Raw genomic sequence first — 16,365 nt, 5'->3', positions numbered from 1 at the left:
CAGGTCCCGGTCTGTGGTTGTGGCGAGCAGGGCTGCGCCGACGCGTCGTACCAGTTTCGCGGGCGGTTTAGCGCCCACGACGTGCCGATCCTGGTTGAGGCACTCGAGTCCGTTCCACTGACGCACACCGCGCTTCGGGACAAGAACTACTGGCGGCCCGATGACCGCGACGAGTTCACACCGTTCTCCGAATGGCCCGGCTCCGCCGATCAGCGGTAGCGCATAGGTGCCGACCTAGTTCGGACTCGCTGGGCCAGACTCAGCACGTGACCGACGTCACACAACGTCTCCGTGATGCCTTCCGATGGCGCGAGGGCGAGGACACGCGGTACGCCGATCCGTCCGGCTGGTGGCGGGACGGTGACCTTTTGCGCGATACGGCGAGTGCACTCGCGTCGCTGCATCCGCGAGATGACGTGACGGTTGTCGCCGGAGTCGCGCGGGTTCACGCTCGGAGCGGCGGTCGCGTTAACGCTAGGCGTTGGATTCGTCGAGATTCGCAAGGACTCGAAGCGCGCCCTGGAGCCGAGCGAGCTGCTTCTCCGCAGCACCACTCCGCCGGACTACAACCAGCGCGGTCTGGTGTTGACGATGAATCGAAACCTGCTGAGCGCACGTGATCGCGTGCTGTTGGTCGACGAGTGGATCGTTACGGGCGCGCAAGCGACCGCGGCGCGTGACCTAGTTGAAGCTGCGGAAGCGAAGTGGATTGGTGTGGCGGTCATCCTCGACGACGTCAGTTCGGACGTTCGCCGGCGCCTGAACGTGCGGTCACTACTGCGGAATCACGAGCTGCCCTGGTAGCGCAGAAGTGCCGCTCTCGAGCACTTTCTCCGGCAGGATGCGCACGTGTCATTAAGTCCTGCGAGATTCACGGGTGGGATCGCCACACGGGGTGGACTGCACGCGTCAGGACCGTTCGGCGTCCTTGAGTTCGATGAGCGTGAATTGTCGATTCGAGGTGTGGGGTTGGCAAAGTGGATCGGGCTCAGGGGCGTTCGTGCGAGCCGCGGAGAGACTCAGGCCATTCGGTTGAGTACCGGGGCGCTGGCGGTCCGCGTCAGCATTATCCGCGCTGATGGCACTGAGGTGGAGCCGTATTTCGCGGCGTCGCAGCGGGGGCGTGTTCGGCAGGCGCTGATTGAGCGGAACTGGCCGATAGTCGAAGACCGGTGGAACTTTGGACTCCGCGGCAAGCAGGCGTCGGGCGAGGGAGATGCGACTGCGGCTGACCCCGCTGAGCGTCGCAAACGCACCGCGTTCAAGTGGCTCTCCCGTGCGGTCGGGGTTGGCGGTCTGGTTCTGCTTGCGTTCATTTGGACTCGGCCACTTCACGCCACGGTCTCTGGCGTTGTGTATGACTGCGGAACGGTGGCCTCATCGCCAATGCATTACAACCAGTTCCCGGCCAAGCTGGGCTCAGAAGCTGGGCGAGCGTGCCAGCATGCATCGAATCGCCAGTTCTTCGAAGGCTGGGTTGTCGCGGTCATCGGCGGGCCACTCGGCTTTGCTCTTCGTCTCGGCGCTCAGCGGGGGAGCCGCCGAGAGTGAACCGCTGCTCGTGGACCAGCCTCGTAACTGCGCGATAAGTGCCGCTCTCGCGCCCCCAGCTTCCGGCATGATGCGTGGGTGACCCGACCGGGGATCAGCGGCTGGTGCGATGACATTGACCACCGTGAGTGCCCACACATCAGGGGATTCGGCGGCGGGCCATTGCGCGATAAGCGGCCATGGGTCGTGCTCTGCAAGTGCGACTGCCACGCGAATTGCCCGCTATCGGCTCGCAAGGATGCCGTCCCCGAGGCCGACTGGTCGACAGCGTGCACATGCGCTGCCGCCGAGGCGGAACGCGAGCGCCTCGCAAAGGGTCGGGCCGCTTCCGCGGAGCGGCGCGAACGCACGCGCGCGGCCATGCGCGAGGTCGACCTCGAAGGAGGCAGAAGCGCCGCGGACATCCAGGCTGATATGGAAGCTGCCTATCGAAGGCATGGCGTCGAACCTGCGACCGATCTGGCAGGGTCGGCTTCCTTCGTCGAAGCGGTGACCGGCCCCCGGCTACTTCTCGTACCCCGACTCGCAAAGCTCGGGTGGCGTGGCCTTAGCGCTCTACGCCAGATCCTCCACGAAGACCGCGACGACGAACCGAACGACGACTAGCCCAGAAGTGCCCATCTCGCGAGGTCAGTGACACGGTGCCGTGCCGGGTTCCTCCTGAGAGCGGAGAGACGACGACGCCTGCGAGATCTAACCGACGGGGATTCGGCGCTCGGCGGCCTCGGCGAGGACGCGGCCGGGGCGCGTCGGGGTGAAGAGCAGGCGGGCGGACGATCCGGCTTCGGCGTGCTTGCGGCCGAGGTTGCGCACCATCGGCACCTTGTCGAGCAGCACCAGTTCGACGGCGAGTCCCAGGGCGGCCTGCGTGAGGTCGAGTGAGTCGGTGTCGGCGGGCGCGGCGCGCAGCGTTTCGATGACGGGACGCTCGAACAGCACTGGGTCGACGAGCGCCAGCGGGTCGTGGAGCACGAGTCCCGCCGGCACGAACACCACCCACCGGCGCGTCAGCACGTAGAGCGAGCGCGCCGAGAAGTAGGCAAGGGCGGCGCCGACGACGAGGACGGGCACGCCGAGGACGTAGTGACCACCGGCGACGAGGATGATGCCCTCGGCGGGTCCGACCACGACGAGCGCCGAGGCCAGCCACAGCGGCCCGAAGGCGACCGGTCCGGGCACGCGCAACGGGAACCGGCGTTCGTTGGCGTATGCCGGACCGTTGACGAACCACTCGGCGGCTTCGGGTCGCGCCGCTATCGCGGCGGCGACGATGGCGACGATCACCGCCGGTGTCCGCGCCGCCGCGGTGACGCCCACCCCGGCGGCGACGCCGACGCGCGCGACGGCGAGCGAGATCGGCGTGGCGACGCAGGTGGCGACGGCGACGGTCGCCCATCCCGCCCACAGCAACAGTGAAGCGGCGGTGCGGGCCCCGGTGTTCCAGCCGTCGAGCCGGTGGGCCAGCCCCGAGCCCGCGGCGATGGGCAGCAGCGCCCATGCGACGCGCAGCGCCCACGGCACACTGCGATCGATCCACACCCGCACCGCACGAGCGTGTCACACCCGATCACTAGGTTTACGAGTCGATGGCGATGGACCCTTCGAAGGAAGCCGAGCTGCGCGTCGAGGAGTTGCGGGCGCAGATCGCCCGCGCCAACACCGCCTACCACGTGCTCGACGCGCCCGAGATCCCCGACGCCGAGTACGACCTGCTCGTCCGCGAACTGCAGCAACTCGAGGAACAGTTCCCCGACCTGCGCACCGAGGACTCGCCGACGCAGACGATCGGTGCGCCCGCCTCGGCGCTGTTCACGCCCGTCGTACACAGCACGCGCATGACGTCGCTCGACAACGCCATGAACCTCGAAGAGCTCGAGGCATGGGGCAAGCGACTCGAGCGCGTCATCAGCGAAACGATGACGTTCGTGTGCGAGCCGAAGATCGACGGCGTCGCCATGTCGTTGCGCTTCGAGAGGGGCCGATTCGTGCGCGCCGCCACCCGCGGCGACGGGCGCGTCGGTGAAGACGTCACCGCCAACGTGGCCACGCTCGAGTCGATCCCGAAGCAGCTCGACCTCAAGAATCCACCCGACGTGCTCGAGGTGCGCGGCGAGGTGTACATGCCCGTGGCGTCGTTCACGCAGCTCAACGAGCGTCAGGAAGCCGCCGGGGCGACGCGCTTCGCCAACCCGCGCAACGCCGCGGCCGGGTCGCTGCGCCAGAAGGACCCGGCGATCACCGCCAGCCGCAAGCTCGGCTTCTTCGCCTATCAAATCGGCGAGATCGAAGGCGGTCCCACCTTCAAGGCGCACCAGGAGACGCTGGCGTTCGTGCGCGACGCCGGTCTGCCGGTCAACGACGCCATCCGCGCCGTCGACTCGCTTGTCGCGGTCCACGCCTACTGCGAGGAACGTCTCGCCAATCGCCACGCGCTGGCCTACGAGATCGACGGCGTCGTCGTGAAGGTCGACAACCTCGCGCAGCGCGAGGAACTCGGCTTCACGTCGAAGGCGCCGCGGTGGGCGATCGCGTTCAAGTTCCCGCCCGAGGAGCGCACGACGCTGCTGCGCGACATCCACGTCTCCATCGGCCGCACCGGTCAGGCGACGCCGTTCGCCATCCTCGAGCCGGTGTTCGTCGGCGGCTCGACGGTCGGACTCGCCACGCTGCACAACCAGGACCAGGTGGCGATCAAAGACGTGCGCCCCGGCGACACCGTCATCGTGCGCAAGGCGGGCGACGTGATCCCCGAAGTCGTGGGTCCGGTGCTGGCGCAGCGGCCGAAGGGGTCGAAGCCCTGGACCTTTCCCAAGAACTGCACGGTGTGTGAGCAGCCGCTGGTGCGACGTCCGGGCGAGTCGGCGACGTTCTGCGTCAACCCGGCGTGCCCGGCCAAGCAGTGGGCCGGGATCTGCCACTTCGTGTCACGCGGCGCCATGGACATCGAAGGCCTCGGCGAGCGGACCGTGTCGATCTTCTTGCAGGAGGGGCTGCTGTCGGATTCGGGCGACGTGTTCTTCCTCGACTACGACCGCATCTGCCAGCTCGAGGGCTTCGGCGACATCTCGGTCGAGAACCTCAAGGCGTCGGTCGACGCCGCGCGTGACCGCCCGCTCGCCAACCTGCTGTTCGGCCTCGGCATCAAGCACGTGGGCGGCGCGGTCGCCGCCGCGCTGGCCAAGGGACTCGGTTCGCTCGATGCCATCGCCAACGCCACGGTCGACCAGATCGAAGCGCTCGACGGGGTTGGCACCGTCATCGCCGAGAGCGTGGTCGCCTGGTTCGGCGATCCGGAGAATCAGACGCTGATCGAGAAGCTGCGCAAAGCGGGCGTCAACTTCGACGGACCCCCGCCGCCCGACGTCGCCCAGACCCTGACCGGCATGTCGATTGTCGTCACCGGCACACTCGAGAACTTCACCCGTGAACAGATCGAAGAAGCGATCGTCTCCCGCGGCGGCAAGTCACCCGGTTCCGTTTCCAAGAAGACGACGGCGGTGGTCGTCGGCGAAGGCCCCGGCGCCTCCAAGTTCACCAAAGCCCAAGAACTGAAGATCCCCATCCTCGACGAACAAGCCTTCGTCCACTTGCTCGAGACGGGCGAACTCCCTGAGTAGGCAAAGAGCGAGTCGCGTAGCGACGAGGGGCCGCAGGGCCGATTTACTCGGCCCGGAGGCTCACCAGACGTGCGCGACAAGCTCGCCGCCGAACCTCCGGTTCGGCGGCGATGTCTAGTGCGCCTCCCAGCACCAGCGGTATTGCTGGGCGTTGACGCGGGATTCGTCGGCCTTCCAGTAGAACACCACTGCGCAGCGGTGACCGGGGCGCAGCGCGCCGGTGGCGGTGTTCGGCCCCGGCGTGAAGCCGACGGTGTTCACGCCCTCGAGGTGGTCGACCTGATCGGCGGGGATCTCGATGCCCTCGACGATCAACGAGCCGACGAAACCGGTCTTGAGCTTGGCGAAGATGCGCGTCTGGCGCAGCACCGTGCTGTTGGCCGCCGGGCGCACGTCGAGCACGTTGAGCGAGTTGGTGATGTCGGGCTCGGGCGACTTGGACGACACGAACGCGATGTACATCGTCGCCGCGGCGAGCGCCAGCAGCAGCGACACCACGATGCGATACGGCGTCACCCGCGGCGACTTTCCCCCAGGCAGCGATCCGGCAGTCATCTCGGTTTCCACTCTACGGAGGGGAACGCCGAAATCGCGCGGCCGAGCAGCGCCATGACGACGATGGCCGCCACCGCAATCGCGACGCGTGGAGTGAGACTGCCGTGCGCGGACAGCGCGGCGACCAGTCCGCCGATCTCCCAGATCCACAGCCCCAGATAGCCGCCCGGATGGCGGCGCCAGGCGGCGAGGCAGAACGGCAGCTTGGCGCCCAGAAACACCACGCGCAGCGGGACCGCGCCGAGCGCCCCGCGCGCTACCAGCAGCGCAACCTGAGCTACTACCTCGACGACGGCGGCGCCAACCGCGATTTCGAGCCGGCGCGACGGTGCGTCCATGCCACGAGTTTCGCCGCTGGGCTAAGTACCGTGGAGTCATGGCCGGTGGAAGAGTTGCCGACCAAGTCGGACGCGTTCTCGGCGGGCGGTATCGCCTCGTCGCCCCGGTAGGCACCGGGGGATCCGCGCACGTCTACGTAGCCGACGACACCACGCTGCGGCGCCGGGTCGCAGTGAAGGTGCTGCAACCGGCGCTGGCGCTCGACCAGGGGTTCCTGCGGCGCTTCCGCGCCGAGGCGCAGGCGGCCGCCGCGCTCAACCACCCGAACATCATGCGCGTCTTCGACTGGGGCGAGGACGACGAGGGCCCGTTCCTCGTCATGGAGTTCCTCGGCGGCGGCACGCTGCGCGACATGCTCGACTCGGGGCGGCGCCTCTCGGTGGCGCAAGCCGTGCTCGTCGGGCTCGAGTGCGCCCGCGCCCTCGACTACGCCCACCGCCGCGGCTTGGTGCATCGCGACATCAAGCCGGCGAACATCTGCTTCGACGACGAAGGCCGCGCGGCGGTCGCCGACTTCGGCTTGGCGCGCGCTCTCGCCGAGGCGGCCTGGACCGAACCCGACGGCGTGCTGCTGGGAACGGCGCGCTACGCCGCGCCCGAAGCGGCGCAGGGCAAGAGCGTCGACGGCAAAGCCGACATCTACGCGCTCGCCCTCGTGCTGCTCGAAGCCGTCACCGGTGATCCGCCGCCGGTGGGCGACACCACCGTGTCGACGTTGATGGCGCGCGCCAACCAGCCGATCGTGGCGCCCTTCGGCCTCGGCCCGCTCGGGCCGATCGTGGACGCGGCGGGCGTGGTGGACCCCGACGACCGTCCCGACGCCGCCGATCTCGCCGTGATGCTCGCCCAGGCGGCGCGGGAACTCGACGCCCCCGAGCCGATGCCGGTTACCACCGTGCTCGACCTCGACGCCCGGGCCCCGTCGGCCGCCGCCGCCGACCCCACCGAGATGGGCGTCACGTCGGTGCTGCCGATCGTCGGCGAGGCGCCCGTGGCCGACGAACCCGTCGTGAACGGCCACCGGACCCGTCGACGCGTGAGCATGGTGATCGGGGCCCTCGTCGCCATCGCCGCGTTGGTCGCGGCCGGCCTCTACGTCCCCACGATCCTCAAGCCGTTCCACACCGTGCCCAACGTCGAGAAGCTGTCGCTGCAGGATGCCTCGGCACGGCTGAACGCGCTGCACTACCGCGTCGACGTGCGCCACGACTGGTCCGACACGATCGCCGCCGGGGCGATAATCAAGCAGGACCCGCCGGCGCTCAAGCGTCGCCGTGAAGACACGACCGTTCACATCACGGAGTCGAAGGGTCCGGCCCCGATCGACATCCCAACGATCGACGGTGAGACCGAGCAGCACGCGCGGGACCTGCTCGAGGTGGCGAAGTTCAAGGTCGGCGAGAACGTCGACCGGCCGTTCAACGAGACGGTGCCCAAGGGCACGGTCATCAGCCACACGCCGACCACGAAGCAGGCGCCCAAGTTCTCGACCATCCATCTCGTCGTGTCGAACGGACCGCAGCCGCGCACGATCTCGGACTGGACGAACAAGCCCTTCGCCGACGCGAAGAAGAACATCGAATCTGTCGGCCTCGTCGTGAAGCGCGTCGACGGGTACTCGGACACGATCGCGGTGGGCAACGTGATCAGCACCTCGCCCGGCGCCAACCAGACGGCGCCGAAGGGCTCGACCGTCACCGTCGTGGTGTGCGCGGGTCCGGCGAGCGTGGCCATGCCCGACGTGACCGGCAAGACCATCGACCAGGCGACCCAGGTCCTCCAGAACAACGGCCTGTCCGTCGGCGCCGTGGTCGGGCCGGGCAAAGGCGGCGGGCGCCACGTGTTCACCACCGATCCCGGACCCGGCACGAAGGTGCAGCGCGGCAGCGGCGTCACCCTCTACGTGACGAAGAACTGACGATCCATACCGTGCAGTAGGGTCGATTCCCTCGTAATCCAATCTGGGAGGGAACCATGGGCAGCCTTGACGGGCGCGTAGCCATCATCACGGGCGCCGGCGGGGGCATCGGTCGCGAGCACGCGCTGCTGTTCGCCGCCGAGGGCGCCAAGGTCGTCGTCAACGACCTCGGAGGCGCAATGGACGGCAGCGGCGACGACCGCAGCGTCGCGCAGAAGGTCGTCGACGAGATCAAGGACATGGGCGGCGAGGCCGTCGCCAACACCGACAACATCGCCGACTGGGAAGGCGGCCAGCGCCTCATCAACACCGCCATCGAGGCTTTCGGCGACCTCCACATCCTGGTCAACAACGCCGGCATCCTGCGCGACCGCGTGCTGGTCAACATGAGCGAAGAGGAGTGGGACGCCGTCATCCACGTCCACCTCAAGGGACACTTCGTGCCGACGCGCTGGGCCGCCGCCTACTGGCGTGAGCAGACCAAGGCAGGCAAGCAGGTCAACGCCGCGCTGGTGCACACGTCGTCGACGTCGGGCCTGCTCGGCAATCCCGGCCAGACCAACTACGGAGCCGCCAAGGCGGGCATCGCGTCGTTCTCGATCATCTGCGCTCAGGAACTCGCCCGCTACGGCGTGCGCTCCAACACGATCGCTCCCGCCGCCCGCACCCGTCTAACCGAGGCGACCCCGGGTCTCGGCGACATGGTCAAGCCGCCCGAGGACGCCGCCAAGTTCGACGCCTGGGACCCGGCGAACGTGAGCCCGCTGGTGGCCTACCTGTCGACCGCGGACTGCCCCCTCACCGGCAAGACGTTCTTCGTGCAGGGCTCCCGCGTGTCGCTCATGACGCCGTGGGCCATGGGCGAGACCTTCGACGCCAACAACGAGCGCTGGACCGTGGAAGGCCTGGCGAACAACCTCAAATCGTTGGCGTAGTTACCGGAAAAATTTGGGAAATTTCCTCGCGAGAAACCGCGAGGGTCCCCCGTTGAACTGACTGACAGGGCCCGAGAGGGTGACGAGTCGAGGCAGTGTTCCCCAGCCGCTGCCGGTGCCGTCGCCCTCTCGGGCCTTGTCGCGTCAGTTCGCAGCCACGCCAGCGCGCCGGTACGTTTCCAGGTCCTGTGACTTCCACCGCGACCTGGGAGCGTTTGCAATCCCGTCCCCGGTATCGGTGGTTGGTCCTGTGGACGGTGATGGGAGGGTTGTTCTCCGTCAACGTCACGTTCACGATCCTGGCGGTGGCGTTGCCGCGCATCGCACACGACTTCCACACGAGTCGCAACACGATGACGTGGGTGATCACCGGGCCGCTCCTCGCGTTCGGCGTCGCGGCGCCGTCGCTGGGCAAGGCGGCGGACCAGTACGGCCACAAACGCGTGTACCAGCTCGGGCTGATCCTGTCGTTTACCGCGGCCGGGTTGTCGACGCTGGCGTGGGGCGCGCTACCCCTCATCGTCATCCGCACGATCGGCTCGCTCGAAGGCGCGGCGACGGGCGCAGCGTCGATGGCGATCGTGATGCGCACCTTCGAGCGCGAGGACCGCGTCAAGGCCATGGGGTGGTGGTCGCTCGTGGGCGCCGGCGGGCCGGTGATCGGCGTCGTCCTCGGCGGGTTCATTCTCCAGGCGATCGGGTGGCGGGCGATCTTCGCCTGCCAGATGCCGCTGATCGCGACCGCGTTCGTCGTCGGCTCGGTCGTGTTGCCGAAGACCGAGACGCTGCCGCCGCAGAAGTTCGACGTCGCTGGCGCGCTCACGCTCTCGGGTGGGATCGCCGCGCTCCTGTTCGCCATCAACCAGGGTCCCGAGCTCGGGTGGAGCAACAACTTCGTGCGCGCCGGCTTCGTGGTGTGTCCGCTGCTGCTGTGGCAGTTCGTGCGCGTCGAGCGGCGCAGCGACAACCCGCTCATCTCGCTCGAGTACCTGAAGAAGCCGGCGTTCGCGTTTCCTGTCGCGAGCAACGCCTTCGCCAACAGCGCCTACATGGGTGGGTTCATCCTGACGCCGGCGCTGTTGCAGGTCGTGTACCACTACAGCGACGAGAAGATCGGCCTGCTGGTCATCGCCCGGCCGCTGTCGTTCTCGATCCTGTCGCCGATCGCGGGCTACCTCGCGGTGCGCATCGGGCAACGGACCTCCGCGGTGGCGGGCACGCTGTTCGTTGTCACGTCGATGGGCGTGTTCGCGCTCCTGGGTGCGTCGTCACCCAACCTGCTGATCATCCTCGCCCTGTCGTTGTCGGGCGTCGGCCTCGGCGTGTCGCAACCGTCGATCTCGGCGGGCGTGGCCAACGCCGTCGCGGATCACGACCTCGGCGTCGCCAGCGCGGCGATGCAGTTGATGCAGAACGTCGGGGTCGTGTCGGGCATCCAGATCATGACGTCGGTGCAGACGTCGATCGGCAAGGACGCGTCGGGCGCCGCCGCGCTCCACAGCTTTCACGTCGCCTATCTCGTCGGCGGCGGCCTGTGCGCCATCGGCGTGCTGCTCGCGACGGGTGTCAGAAACGAGCACACCCGTCCCGAGCTGCACCCCGAGCTGTTCGAGTCCTTCTAGCTACTCGGTGATGTCGGCGATCTTCTGCGACATCTCCGCCGCGGTGGCGTCGGGCGCACCGGCCTGCATCGCCATCAGCTTGGTCATGTCGCCGTCGACCTTGATCTTGCCGGACATGAACGCCTGCATCCCGGCCTGCGGATTGCCGTCGACGAAGATCGCCTTGGCCGTCGCGTAGTCGAGGGTGACGGTGACATCGGGGTTGTCGAGGTGGCCCGTGTCCATGTCCATCTCGCCCGACGTGGTGTCCATGTGGGCCTGGATCGTGCCATCACCGAAGGGCACGTCGGTGATGATCTGATTCATCTTCACGACGTGGGCCAGCGGCGCGGTCTTGCCGCGGTACTCCTCGCGGATTGCCTTCGCCGCGTCCATCCATTCGTCGGACAGGAAGGGATACTTCGCCACGCTTACTCCTTTTTCGGGGGGTTGCTGATGCGCCGCGCACCCTAGTGCTGCTCGGTATCGTCGGAAAACAGTGGCGGCGGTCAACGAGATCCGAGACAAGAAGTACCTGCGGCTCCTGTTGCTGCTGCTCGTCTCCGCGGCGTTCTTCGAGGGCTACGACGGCTCGATCCTCTCGCTGCTGCTGCCCAACATCCAGAGCACGTTCCGCGTCAGCGAAGCCACCCTCGGCGTGACGCGCATCCCGATCGAACTCGGTCTGTTCGTGGCGTTCTTCGTCACGCGCCTATCGGACCGGTGGGGCCGGCGCCCGCTGCTGCTGTGGTCGGTGATCGGCTACACGATCTTCACCGCCGCCACGGCGTTCTCGTGGGACATCTGGAGCTTCGCCTTGTTCCAGTTCGGGTCGCGCATCTTCCTCGGCGCCGAATACGCCGTGGGCGTCACGATGATCGTCGAGGAGTACCCCGCCGGAAAGCGGGGGCGAGCCCTTGGCACCCTGCTCACCTTCAGTGCGCTCGGCACGATCGCGGTGGGTCTGCTGATCGGCGTCGGCCTTCAAGACAGCGGGCTCGGGTGGCGGGCCTTCTATCTCGTCGGCCTCGTGCCCTTGCTGCTGCTCATCCCCGCGCGGCGCCGGCTGAAGGAAACGCAGCGCTTCGTCGACATGCGCGAGGAACGCCGCCGCGGCGAAGTGCACGAAGAGGTTCCGATGTTGGAGCCGTGGAAGCCGGAGTACCGGCGCAACTTGGTGCTCGTGGGCATCATCCACACGATGCGGTCGGTGCCGATCTTCGGTGCCACCGCGTGGTGGGCGTTCTTCGCCGAGCGCGAACGCGGCTTCACCGCCATCGAGGTGTCGATCTACATCATCGTGAGCTACGGCCTCGGCTGCATCGGCTACTACGTGTGCGGGCGGTTGATGGAGCGCATCGGGCGTCGGCCCACCGCGATGGTGTACTTCGCCGGCGGGTTCCTGTTCGGCATCGTCCTGTTCCAAGTCGACGGCAAACTCGTCAGCTTCTTCGCGCTGATGGCCGCGGTTTTCTTCGGGCTTGGCATCAGTCCGGTGATGTCTTCGTTTGCGACGGAGCTGTTCCCGACGGAGATACGAGCCGCGGCGGCCGGCTGGATCCGCAACTGGTTCGAGATCGCCGGCTACGTGTTCGGGCCCGCGCTCGTCGGCGTGCTCGGCGACCACGCCACGGGCGCCATCGGCAACATCGGCGACGCCGCCACGTTTCTCATGGTGTTGCAGCTACCGGCCATCTGGCTGGTGTGGCGCTACATGCCCGAGACCAAGGGGCTCGAGCTGGAAGAGGCGTACGCGCTGAGCCCCGCTGAGGTGATCGCGCCGTGAGCCGCTCGACGTTCGCCAAGGGCCTCGTGGTGGCGGTCGCGGCGATGCTCGTGATGGGCGCCGTCATCGGTCTGCTGAATCACGGCACGCACCGGCCCGAAGGCATCGCCGAGAACTGGCTCACCGCGGTCAGCGATACGACGCGCAAGGGTGTCGAGGCCGACGCCCGCAAACGGGCCGAGAAGATCGGCCCGCCGTCGCTGGCGCGGGGCCTCGTGTATACGGACGCGACGGCGATCAAGCGCAAGGCGGCCTTCGACGACCTCGAAGTCGGCCAAGCGGTAGTCGACCAGGACGCGGCGCGTGTCGGTTTCCGCGTGCACGCCCGGCGCCCGAACGACAAGACCGCCGAGATCACCGGCGTCCTCACGCTGCGCCGCCGCGACGGCACCTGGTTGGTGACCGGGCTGCAGCGCGGTGCGCTTGCCAACGTGCCCAAGCTGCCCTCGGACGGCGGGCCGCCGCCGTCGTCGGCGCCGGTGTCGTTGTGGCTCGGGGCCTTGGTCGGCGCCGCCGTGCTCGGCCTGGTCACCACGTCGTTCGTCCGCCTCGCAGGTCGGGGCGCGCCGGCGCCCGCAACGGCGTAAATTTCGAGGTCCAATGCCAGCAACGAATCGTGCGGAGCGGATCGAGTTCCGTGAGCGGAACCCGAAGTGGAAATCGCCGCCGCTCTACATCGACATGTCGATCTGCATCAACTGCGACGCCTGCCTGCGGCACTGCCCGCCGCAGTTCGGCGCGATCTTCAACCACGGCGTCGACGTGATCATCATCCCGGAGCTGTGCTCGGGCTGCGACAAGTGCCTCGATCCCTGCCCGGTGAACTGCATCCACCCCGCACCCGACTGGCAACCGCCGCCCGAAGACTGGTGGGAAGAGCCCACCCTGCGCGACCACTACCGCCGCTAACCGCTTCTGGTGTAACCAGGACAGAAAGACCCTTCTGGGCGTGCACCAGAAGTCGACTGCGAGGGCGAAGTGACGCCCGCCCTACGATGGCTGGCCCTATGGCGAACCGATTGACCCGTGAAGAAGTGGCGCACGTCGCCCACTTGGCGCGCCTCGAGGTGACCGAGGCCGAGCTCGACATGTTCACGGAGCAGTTGGCCGACATCCTCGGTCACGCAGCCGACATCGAGGCGCTCGACGTGTCGGGTGTCGAGGCGCTCGCCCATCCCCTCAAGCTGCGCAACGTCCTGCGGCCTGACGAAGTGGTGCCGTCGCTCGATCGCGACGAGGTGCTGTCGCAGGCCCCGGCCGCCGAAGACGGGCGCTTCCGCGTCCCCCAGATCCTCGGGGAGGCGCCGTGAGCTGGCAGCCCTACACCGCGACGGCGATCGCCGCAGCCGTGCGGGGCGGTTCGTCGGCGCTCGGCGTCGTCGAGGAGCACCTCGCCGAGATCGCGCGGCGCGACGGCGAACTGCACGCCTGCAATTACGTCATGGCCGACGAGGCGCGTGCGGCCGCGGCCGACATCGACGCCCGCGTGGCCGCCGGCGAGAACGTCGGCCCGCTCGCCGGTGTGCCCGTCGCCCTCAAGGACAACATGTGCACGCGGGGCGTGCCGACGACGTGCTCGTCGAAGATCCTCGAGGGCTGGCGACCTCCGTATGACGCCACCGTCGTCGAGCGGTTGCGCGCCGCCGGCGCGGTGATCATCGCCAAGACGAACCTCGACGAGTTCGCCATGGGTTCGTCGACGGAGAACAGCGCCTTCGGCCCGTCGCGCAACCCGCACGACCCCACGAAGGTGCCGGGCGGCTCCAGCGGCGGCAGCGCCGTCGCCGTGGCTGCCGGGTTCGCCCCGCTCGCGCTCGGCTCCGACACCGGTGGCTCGATCCGTCAGCCCGCCGCGCTGTGCGGCGTCGTGGGACTGAAGCCGACCTATGGCGCGGTGTCGCGTTATGGCCTCGTGGCGTTCGCGTCGTCGCTCGACCAGATCGGTCCCTTCGCCAACACCGTCGCCGACGCCGCCGTCGCCTACAACGTGATCTCGGGCCACGATCGGCGCGACTCGACGTCGTGGCCCGAAGCGCTGCCGCCCATCGGCGACGCCGAACTCGGCGGCGACGTCAGCGGCCTGCGCGTCGGCGTCATCTCCGAACTGCTCGGTGAAGGCATCGCCGATGACGTGAAGCGACGCGTGACCGCAGCGGCCGACGCGTTGACGGGCGCCGGTGCGAAGGTCGAGGAGACCTCCGTGCCGGCGTGCGTGTACGGCCTCTCGGCCTACTACCTGATCGCGCCGGCCGAAGCGTCGTCGAACCTGGCCCGCTACGACGGCGTGCGCTACGGCCTGCGCGCCGACGCCCCGTCGATCAACGAGATGTACGCGCTGACGCGCGAAGCCGGCTTCGGCCCCGAAGTGAAACGGCGCATCATGCTCGGCACCTACGCCCTCTCCGCGGGCTACTACGACGCGTACTACGGCAAGGCGCTCAAGGTGCGCGGGCTGATCGCCCGGGACTTCGCCGCCGCTTACGAGAAGTTCGACGTGTTGCTGTCGCCCACGGCGCCGACTACCGCGTTCGGCTTTGGCGCCAAGACCAACAACCCGCTGGCGATGTACTTGAGCGACGTGTGCACCATCCCGTCGAACCTGTGTGGCGATCCGGCCATCAGCGTGCCCTTCGGCACCGGTGACGACGGCTTGCCGATTGGCGTGCAGGTGCTGGCGCCGGCGCTGGGTGAACCGGTGCTGTTTCGGGTCGCCGCCGCGTTGGAAGGGAGCTTGTCGTGAGTCTGCCCGACGGTTGGGAAATGGTGATCGGGCTCGAGGTGCACTGCGAGCTCAAGACCAAGACGAAGTTGTTCTGCGGCTGCCCGAACATGTTCGGCGACGAGCCGAACACCAACGTGTGCCCGACGTGCCTCGGCCTGCCGGGCTCCTTGCCCGTCCTCAACGAGCACGCCGTCGAGCTGGCGATGCGCATCGGAGCGGCGCTCAACTGCACCATCTCGCCTTCGACGTTCCACCGGAAGAACTACTTCTATCCGGACATGCCGAAGGACTACCAGGTGAGTCAGTACGACGAGCCGATCAACACCAACGGCTTCCTCGAACTACCCGACGGCTTCCGCGTCGGCGTCACGCGCGCCCACATCGAGGAGGACACGGGTAAGTCGACCCACGTCGGTGGTGCCGGTCGCATCCACGGCGCGTCGCACTCACTCGTCGACTACAACCGCGCCGGCGTGCCGCTGCTGGAAATCGTGAGCGAGCCCGACATCCGCACCGTCGAGCAGGCGCGGGCCTACGTGACGGAGCTGCGCGGCATCGTCGTAGCGACGGGCGCGTCCGACGGCCGCATGGAGGAGGGGTCGATGCGCGTCGACGCCAACGTGTCGGTGCGTCGCGGCCCCAACGACGAGTTCGGCACGCGCTGCGAGATCAAGAACGTCAACAGCATCCGCTCGCTCGGCCGCGCCATCGAATACGAGGCGCTGCGCCAGATCGACCTCATCGAAGCGGGCGAACGCGTCATCCAGCAGACGCGGCACTGGAACGAGCAAGAAGGGCGCACCATCACCGGCCGCGTCAAGGAAGACGCCGACGACTATCGCTACTTCCTCGAGCCGGACCTCGTGCCGCTGGCGCCGTCGGAGGAGTGGATCAACACGGTGCGCACGACCCTCGCCGTGCTCCCGGCCGAGCGGCGCGCCGCGGTGGCGCAGGCGACGGGCGTCGAAGCGGCGGCCGAACCCGTGCGTACGGTCGTCGACCTCGACCTCGACGGCTTGGTGGTCGGAGCCATCGGCGCCGGCGCCGACCCGCGCATCGCGCTGGCGCGCGCCGCCAACGAGGTTGCGGCCAACGCCGAGGCGGGGCGCGGCCTCGACGTCGAGGTGTTCACCAAGCTCGTCGACATGGAGTCGACCGGCAAGATCACCGCGACCCAGGCGAAGAAAGTGCTCGACGTGGTGCTGAACGAGGGCGGCGATCCCGAGACGATCGCGGCGGCCCTCGGGTTCGAGGCGCTCGACACCGGCGCGCTCGACGCCGTCGTCGACGAGACGATTGCCGCGCACCCCGCCGAGTGGCAGCGCTATTGCGAGGGCGACC

Annotated in this window: 16 protein-coding genes; 12 read left to right on the top strand and 4 right to left on the bottom strand. The window is 68.2% G+C overall.

Going from position 1 to position 16,365, the window contains the following annotated elements; all coding sequences use genetic code 11:
• Both VHC63_10570 and VHC63_10565 read left to right on the top strand, forming a co-directional pair.
• Nucleotides 1–219 (top strand): hypothetical protein (locus tag VHC63_10570; protein ID HVV37035.1); only part of this gene is annotated, 219 nt, incomplete at its 5' end.
• 204 nt (nt 220–423) lie between these two features.
• Nucleotides 424–804, top strand: coding sequence for a phosphoribosyltransferase family protein (locus VHC63_10565; GenBank protein ID HVV37034.1), 381 nt, complete (start codon nt 424–426; stop codon nt 802–804).
• Between the two features lie 1,440 nt (nt 805–2,244).
• On the opposite strand, the gene VHC63_10560 is transcribed toward VHC63_10565, so the two are convergent.
• Nucleotides 2,245–3,096, bottom strand: a complete 852-nt coding sequence (locus VHC63_10560) for a hypothetical protein (GenBank protein ID HVV37033.1) — start codon at nt 3,094–3,096, stop codon at nt 2,245–2,247.
• 41 nt (nt 3,097–3,137) lie between these two features.
• On the opposite strand from VHC63_10560, the gene ligA reads away from it, so the two are divergent.
• Nucleotides 3,138–5,168, top strand: a complete 2,031-nt coding sequence (ligA, locus tag VHC63_10555; protein ID HVV37032.1) for an NAD-dependent DNA ligase LigA — start codon at nt 3,138–3,140, stop codon at nt 5,166–5,168.
• Nucleotides 5,169–5,282: 114 nt separating this feature from the next.
• On the opposite strand, the gene VHC63_10550 is transcribed toward ligA, so the two are convergent.
• Complete coding sequence (locus tag VHC63_10550) at nt 5,283–5,723, bottom strand: hypothetical protein (GenBank protein HVV37031.1); 441 nt, start codon at nt 5,721–5,723, stop codon at nt 5,283–5,285.
• Entirely contained in the window at nt 5,720–6,061 is a 342-nt protein-coding gene (locus VHC63_10545) for a hypothetical protein (GenBank protein HVV37030.1), read from the bottom strand. The genes VHC63_10550 and VHC63_10545 overlap by 4 nt, the downstream gene beginning before the upstream one ends.
• A gap of 38 nt (nt 6,062–6,099) precedes the next feature.
• Here VHC63_10545 and VHC63_10540 point away from each other — a divergent pair, with 38 nt between their 5' ends.
• From VHC63_10540 to VHC63_10530, 3 genes are all read left to right on the top strand, one after another.
• On the top strand, nt 6,100–7,980 hold the full coding sequence (locus VHC63_10540; protein HVV37029.1) for a PASTA domain-containing protein: 1,881 nt from the start codon (nt 6,100–6,102) through the stop codon (nt 7,978–7,980).
• 56 nt (nt 7,981–8,036) lie between these two features.
• Nucleotides 8,037–8,915, top strand: a complete 879-nt coding sequence (locus VHC63_10535; GenBank protein HVV37028.1) for an SDR family oxidoreductase — start codon at nt 8,037–8,039, stop codon at nt 8,913–8,915.
• A 188-nt stretch (nt 8,916–9,103) separates the two neighbouring features.
• The gene (locus VHC63_10530; protein HVV37027.1) at nt 9,104–10,537 is read left to right on the top strand and encodes an MFS transporter; all 1,434 of its coding nucleotides are present in this window, start codon (nt 9,104–9,106) and stop codon (nt 10,535–10,537) included.
• On the opposite strand, the gene VHC63_10525 is transcribed toward VHC63_10530, so the two are convergent.
• Entirely contained in the window at nt 10,538–10,945 is a 408-nt protein-coding gene (locus VHC63_10525) for an SCP2 sterol-binding domain-containing protein (GenBank protein ID HVV37026.1), read from the bottom strand.
• 70 nt (nt 10,946–11,015) lie between these two features.
• Here VHC63_10525 and VHC63_10520 point away from each other — a divergent pair, with 70 nt between their 5' ends.
• The 6 genes from VHC63_10520 to gatB all read left to right on the top strand — a co-directional run.
• Nucleotides 11,016–12,302: an MFS transporter gene (locus tag VHC63_10520; GenBank protein ID HVV37025.1), complete on the top strand. Its 1,287-nt coding sequence runs from the start codon at nt 11,016–11,018 to the stop codon at nt 12,300–12,302.
• Nucleotides 12,299–12,889, top strand: a complete 591-nt coding sequence (locus tag VHC63_10515; GenBank protein ID HVV37024.1) for a hypothetical protein — start codon at nt 12,299–12,301, stop codon at nt 12,887–12,889. The genes VHC63_10520 and VHC63_10515 overlap by 4 nt, the downstream gene beginning before the upstream one ends.
• Nucleotides 12,890–12,902: 13 nt before the next feature.
• A complete protein-coding gene (locus VHC63_10510) occupies nt 12,903–13,211 on the top strand; it encodes a 4Fe-4S dicluster-binding protein (protein ID HVV37023.1) in 309 nt (102 codons plus the stop codon).
• Between the two features lie 98 nt (nt 13,212–13,309).
• On the top strand, nt 13,310–13,612 hold the full coding sequence (gene gatC / locus VHC63_10505) for an Asp-tRNA(Asn)/Glu-tRNA(Gln) amidotransferase subunit GatC (protein ID HVV37022.1): 303 nt from the start codon (nt 13,310–13,312) through the stop codon (nt 13,610–13,612).
• Nucleotides 13,609–15,042, top strand: coding sequence for an Asp-tRNA(Asn)/Glu-tRNA(Gln) amidotransferase subunit GatA (gene gatA / locus VHC63_10500; GenBank protein HVV37021.1), 1,434 nt, complete (start codon nt 13,609–13,611; stop codon nt 15,040–15,042). The genes gatC and gatA overlap by 4 nt, the downstream gene beginning before the upstream one ends.
• The coding region (gene gatB, locus VHC63_10495) for an Asp-tRNA(Asn)/Glu-tRNA(Gln) amidotransferase subunit GatB (GenBank protein HVV37020.1) at nt 15,039–16,365 on the top strand (1,327 nt) is incomplete at its 3' end. The genes gatA and gatB, both read left to right, overlap by 4 nt.

It is taken from the genome of Acidimicrobiales bacterium (assembly GCA_035546775.1).
Classification (GTDB): Bacteria; Actinomycetota; Acidimicrobiia; order Acidimicrobiales; family JACCXE01; genus JACCXE01.
The sequence above is the reverse complement of the archived record's forward strand: the minus strand, read 5'-3'. Positions and strand labels throughout refer to the sequence as shown.

Coding starts and splice junctions, on each gene's coding strand:
- ligA (HVV37032.1), top strand. CDS start 3,138: ATGGCGATGGACCCTTCGAAGGAAGCCGAGCTGCGCGTCGAGGAGTTG.
- VHC63_10510 (HVV37023.1), top strand. CDS start 12,903: ATGCCAGCAACGAATCGTGCGGAGCGGATCGAGTTCCGTGAGCGGAAC.
- VHC63_10535 (HVV37028.1), top strand. CDS start 8,037: ATGGGCAGCCTTGACGGGCGCGTAGCCATCATCACGGGCGCCGGCGGG.
- VHC63_10550 (HVV37031.1), bottom strand. CDS start 5,723: ATGACTGCCGGATCGCTGCCTGGGGGAAAGTCGCCGCGGGTGACGCCG.
- VHC63_10545 (HVV37030.1), bottom strand. CDS start 6,061: ATGGACGCACCGTCGCGCCGGCTCGAAATCGCGGTTGGCGCCGCCGTC.
- gatC (HVV37022.1), top strand. CDS start 13,310: ATGGCGAACCGATTGACCCGTGAAGAAGTGGCGCACGTCGCCCACTTG.
- VHC63_10540 (HVV37029.1), top strand. CDS start 6,100: ATGGCCGGTGGAAGAGTTGCCGACCAAGTCGGACGCGTTCTCGGCGGG.